Source organism: Bellilinea sp. (assembly GCF_053501535.1).
This window is the reverse complement of the sequence record NZ_JBRCOK010000016.1, coordinates 1-5539: the sequence shown is the minus strand read 5'-3', so window position 1 is coordinate 5539 and position 5539 is coordinate 1. Positions and strand designations below refer to the sequence as shown.

Annotated in this window: 6 protein-coding genes; all 6 read left to right on the top strand. The window is 54.0% G+C overall.

The genetic code is table 11. The annotated features are described in order from the left end of the window. The coding region (locus tag ACWIZX_RS01180) for a fatty acid desaturase (protein ID WP_448334562.1) at positions 1 to 576 on the top strand (576 nt) is incomplete at its 5' end. A gap of 180 nt (positions 577 to 756) precedes the next feature. Further along, entirely contained in the window at positions 757 to 2667 is a 1911-nt protein-coding gene (locus tag ACWIZX_RS01175; protein WP_322792277.1) for a formate--tetrahydrofolate ligase, read from the top strand. 63 nt (positions 2668 to 2730) lie between these two features. Next, positions 2731 to 3360 (top strand): cupin domain-containing protein, encoded by a 630-nt coding sequence (locus ACWIZX_RS01170; RefSeq protein ID WP_322792276.1) that lies wholly within the window; start codon positions 2731 to 2733, stop codon positions 3358 to 3360. A gap of 34 nt (positions 3361 to 3394) precedes the next feature. Then, positions 3395 to 4381, top strand: coding sequence for an acetylxylan esterase (locus ACWIZX_RS01165; protein ID WP_448334561.1), 987 nt, complete (start codon positions 3395 to 3397; stop codon positions 4379 to 4381). A 57-nt stretch (positions 4382 to 4438) separates the two neighbouring features. Next, on the top strand, positions 4439 to 5206 hold the full coding sequence (tatC, locus tag ACWIZX_RS01160; RefSeq protein ID WP_322792274.1) for a twin-arginine translocase subunit TatC: 768 nt from the start codon (positions 4439 to 4441) through the stop codon (positions 5204 to 5206). Between the two features lie 42 nt (positions 5207 to 5248). Next, positions 5249 to 5431, top strand: coding sequence for a twin-arginine translocase TatA/TatE family subunit (gene tatA / locus ACWIZX_RS01155; RefSeq protein ID WP_322792273.1), 183 nt, complete (start codon positions 5249 to 5251; stop codon positions 5429 to 5431). Positions 5432 to 5539: the final 108 nt, after the last annotated feature.

Here is a 5539-nt window from a genome sequence, read left to right as displayed (position 1 = left end):
ATTTTCATGTTTGTGATCATGCACCGCCTTCCCTTGCCCAATTACGGTAAGCGCCAGACGCGCAGTGTTTGGTTGACCAACCTCGCCATGCTGGGACTTGCGGTGGGAATCAGCCTGATCATCGGCTGGCAGGCGTATTTGATGATTCAACTGCCGCTGATCTTCTTTGCCGGCTCGATGGGCATTTTCCTGTTTTATGTCCAGCATCAGTTTGAAGATACTTATTGGGAACGCCAGGAAAACTGGAATTATGTAGCGGCCGGACTGCTGGGGGCATCCTATTTCAAGCTGCCCAAAATTTTGGATTGGTTCACTGGCAGCATCGGTTACCATCATATCCATCACCTCAGCCCGCGGATTCCCAATTACTATCTGGCAGAATGCCAGCGCAATTCGCCGATCATGCAGCAATGGGCGCGGGTGATCACCATACCGGACAGCATCAAAACCGTGCGTTTGAAGGTGTGGGACGAACCGCGCAAGAAACTGGTTGGTATTCCCCGCGTGAAGGTGGAACGCAGGCTGGGCGAACCGCTTGTAAAAAAGACGCTGGAAAAAGCGGAACTGGAAAGTTAATTGCCGGTATACCCTCCCCTCTGAAATCACAGGATTCTTAAATCCATCGGACAGGGTTCTCTGAACCCTGTTTTTGTCTGACAATAAGACGGAAAAGCAACTGAAAAGGCTTGCGTTTCCTGTGTAATTCGTCCATAATAAAGGTAATTCCCCCAAAACCGAACATCCAAGGAGGAAATCATGGCTGTAAAACAGGCTGTCAGACCCATCCGTTTGGAACGCCAGACCCCCGTACCCGCGGATATTGACATTGCCCAACAGGCGAAAATGAAGCCGATCACCGAACTGGCTGAGGAATTGGGGCTGAATCCCGATGAGATTGAACTGTACGGCCCTTACAAAGCCAAAGTGAAACTGGAGGTTTTGGAACGGCTGCGAGAAGTGCCCAACGGCAAATACATTGATGTAACCGCCATCACCCCCACACCGCTTGGGGAGGGAAAAACAACCACAACCATCGGATTGAGTCAGGCGCTGGGGGCGCACCTTGGTAAGTCGGTGATGACCTGCATCCGCCAGCCCAGCCAGGGCCCGACCTTTGGCATCAAAGGCGGGGCGGCTGGAGGCGGTTACAGTCAGGTGGTGCCAATGGAGGATTTCAACCTGCACCTGACCGGCGATATTCACGCCATCACGGCGGCCAACAACCTGCTGGCGGCAGCCATTGATGTGCGCATGCTGCACGAATCGGAAGCCACTGATGAGCAATTGTTTGAGCGTTTGTTCCCCAAAGATAAACAGGGCAAACGTCATTTTGCGGTTAACATGCTCAACCGCCTGAAAAAATTGGGCATTGACAAAACCGACCCGAATGAGATGACGCCGGAAGAACGCAGCCGTTTTGTAAGGCTGGATATTGACCCGGATTCGATCACCTGGCGGCGGGTAATTGATACCAGTGATCGCTTTTTGCGCGGGATTACGATTGGACAGGGTCCGAACGAAAAAGGCATGGAACGCAAGACCGGCTTTGACATCACCGTCGCCAGTGAGATTATGGCGGTGCTGGCGCTGACAACCTCACTGGCGGATATGCGCCGCCGCTTTGGTGAAATGGTCATCGGTACCAACCGCAAGGGTGAGGCAATCAATGCCGATGATCTGGGAGTGGCGGGGGCTATGACGGTTCTGATGAAGGATGCCATCAAACCGACCCTGATGCAAACCCTGGAAGGCACGCCGGTATTCGTCCATGCCGGGCCGTTTGCCAATATTGCGCATGGGAACAGTTCCATCATCGCCGATATGATCGGCTTGAAACTGGCCGATTATGTGGTCACCGAATCCGGCTTTGGCTCGGACATGGGCATGGAAAAATTCTTCAACATTAAGTGCCGCTACTCCGGGCTGATTCCGAATGTGGTGGTGATGGTAGCCACCGTGCGCGCGCTCAAAATGCACGGCGGCGGTCCAAAGGTGGTGGCCGGTAAACCGCTGGATCACGCCTACACCAATGAAAACCTGGACTTGCTGCGTGCCGGGTTGGGTAATTTGCTGGCACACATCGGGATTGCCCGCAAATTTGGTGTGCCGGTGGTGGTCGCCATCAATTCCTTTGCCACCGACAGCGAAGCCGAATTGAACCTGATTCGCAAGGTGGCGGTAGAAGAAGGCGGCGCGGAGGATGCGGTAATCTGTAATCACTGGGCGCAGGGTGGTGAAGGTGCGATTGCATTGGCTGAGGCAGTGGTCAAAGCCGCTGAAAAACCCTCCCAATTCCACTTCCTCTACCCCCTGGATATTCCCATCAAAGAAAAGATCGAAATCATTGCCCGCGAAGTATACGGCGCGGACGGCGTGGATTACGAGCCACTGGCGGAACAACGCATTGCTGAATACACCCGGCTCGGTTTTGACCGGCTGCCAATCTGTATGGCGAAAACTCACCTCAGCCTGAGCCATAATGCCGAGCTCAAAGGTGTTCCCAAAGGATTCCGCATCCCGGTCAGGGATATCCGCGCTTCGGTAGGGGCGGGTTTCCTGTACCCGTTGGTGGGAACGATGAGCACCATGCCCGGTCTTCCCACGCGCCCGGCATTTTATGATGTGGATCTGGATCTGGAAACCGGCCGGGTCATTGGACTGTTTTAACGGTAAAATAACCCTGACAACCTGCCTGGCAGGCTGGTTCATTTTTGTACCGGGAGGTGCCGAGTGGATTTATTCGGTAAGGAAGCCATTTCGGTGGATGTCGGTCAGCGTTTGAAAGCACTGCGCGAAGAACGCGGTATTTCCATGCGCACTCTGGCGCGTAATAGCGGCCTTTCTGCCAATGCGTTGAGCATGATCGAGCGAGGGTTGACTTCTCCATCCATCAGCACTTTGTTTAAGATCGCCACCGCTCTGGGCGTTCCGATTACGGATTTTTTCCGCGAGGAAGCAGAGCGCAAGAAGGTTGTATTCAGCAAGGCGCATGAGCGTACCCGAATTCCCTTCCTGAGGGGAGTCTGGGAGGGCATGGGCAGCGAATCATTCAGCGGGCGGTTGAATGCGTTCATCATCACGCTGGAAAATGGCGCCAACAGCGGCCCGCATCCGATTGTTCATACCGGTTCAGAATTTGTCTTCTGTTTGCGTGGTCACCTGGAATATGAAGTGGATAACCAGCGTTACCAGTTAGAAGCGGGTGACAGCCTGATCTTTGCGGCTCATTTGCCTCACCGCTGGCGCAATCCGGGCTCGGTGGTTTGTACGGCGATCATCGTGATTTCCTGCCATGCCGAAGGCGACAAAGCGGCCGAGTTCAAGCATGTGCTCGATAATCTCGAAACCGGTTCGGAGTAAAGCCATCGGCGAATAAGCGGCGGCGAGGTGCAGCATGGCTTTTTTTGATTTGCCGTTAGAAGAATTGCACCGTTATCAGCCGGTTTTGAACGAACCGGCAGATTTTGACGCTTTTTGGGCGGCCACCCTGGAACAGGCCAGAAGCCATCCGCTGGATGCCCGTTTTGAGGCGGTTGATTTTGGCTTACGCACGGTCACAACCTATGATGTGACGTTCAACGGCTATGCCGGACAGCCCATCAAAGGTTGGTTGCTGCTGCCGGCAAACGCTGAAGAACCTTTACCGCTGGTGGTCGAGTATGCAGGTTATGGCGGCGGGCGCGGTTTTCCCACTGAATGGTTGCTCTGGTCGAGCGCCGGTTTTGCCCATCTGGTGATGGATACGCGCGGGCAGGGCAGTGTATGGCGGCAGGGAGATACACCAGATGTGGCCGAAGGCAGCAGCCCGCATTCGCCCGGTTTTATGACGCTGGGTGTGCTTTCACCGGAAACGTATTACTATCGGCGGGTATTCGTGGATGCGGTACGCGCCGTGCAGGCCGGACGCAGTTTTCCGCTGGTGGATGCCGGGCGTGTGGCTGTGACAGGCGGCAGTCAGGGGGGCGGCATCAGTCTGGCCGTAGCCGGTTTGTTGCCGGAAATTGCGGTGTGTATGGCGGATGTGCCGTATCTGTGCCATTACCAGCGAGCCATAGAAATCACACCTGCCGGACCGTATCAGGAAATTGCTCAATTTTGTCAGGTGCATCGTCACCGCACCGAGCAGGTGTTCAAGACGCTGGCCTATTTTGACAATGTGTTCTTCGCTCCACGCATCCGAGCGCGTTGTCTCTTTTCGGTGGCACTGATGGACGAGATTTGTCCTCCCTCGACGATTTTTGCGGTCTACAACCGCATCACTGCCCCCAAAGAGATGCGGATTTATACGTATAATCATCACGAGGGCGGCGGCGCTCATCATGACCTTGAAAAAATCCGCTTTCTATCCGCTGTGTGGGGGAACCATACCCCAAGGGATTGAATTTTGACCGCGAGGAGCGCTCGGTTCAGAGCCGTCCCGGCGGATCAGAGAAACAGCATGTTTAAGTTTCGTAAAAAAGGTGCAAAACCGTCATCTCCCCCGAAAAAAAAGGTCAACCGGGCAGATTTGACCATCCCGGAGCATCTCAATGAATTGCGCCAGCGCCTGCTGCGCGGTCTGGTAGCGATGATCCTCGCGGTGTTGGTCTGTTTTGCCATTGGCGAGCGGCTGATTGAGATTCTTGCCTATCCGGTTGGGGGGATTGACCGGCTGATTTCCATTGAGGTAACTGAAAATGTTTCGGTTTTTATGCGGGTTTCGCTGCTGGGCGGTTTTATTCTGGCCTTCCCTTACATCTTGTATGAAGCGCTGGCATACATCCGCCCTGCGCTGGAGGATCACGAATGGCGCGGTTTGCTCATTGCCATTCCGTTTGCTACTCTGCTGTTTGTCAGCGGGGTATTGTTTGCCTATTTTGTGATGCTGCCGGCGGCTTTGCCCTTTTTGATCAGTTTTATCGGTATTACCACCACGCCGCGTTTATCCAATTACTTCAGTTTTGTGACCGGTTTGTTATTCTGGATTGGGGTCAGCTTTGAAACGCCGCTGGTGGTGTATTTGCTGGCCCGTTTTCGGCTGGTGACGGCAGAAACGCTGGCAAAACAATGGCGGGTGGCGGTGGTGATCATTGCGGTGCTGGCGGCTTTCGTCACCCCAACCCCCGACCCGGTCAACATGGGATTATTGATGATCCCCTTGCTGGTGTTGTACCTGTTGAGCATTGGGATGGCCAAAATTGCCAACCCTGCCAGAGGTGAAAACTGAACGTTTTTTATGTTAGAATTTGATTTCGAAGGAGTGTGAGAGATGCTACGAAACTTCAGCGGTTGGGAGTTGCTGGTTGTTCTGGTGATAGTGCTGCTCTTGTTTGGTGTTGGCCGAATCTCCAAAATTGCCAAAGAATTGGGCAGCGGTATCCGTTCATTCCGGGAAGGATTGAAAGGCGATCAGGAAGAATCCGAAAACAAGGACAAAACGGATTCCGAGTAAACCCACGCAGTCTGCCGCAAACAGGATCAGTCTTCGGTTGAGTCGTCCGTTTGGGGAGGGGGATTTTTTGACTGTGCCGGCGTGTCGGAGGGGGAAGGAGGGGTATCC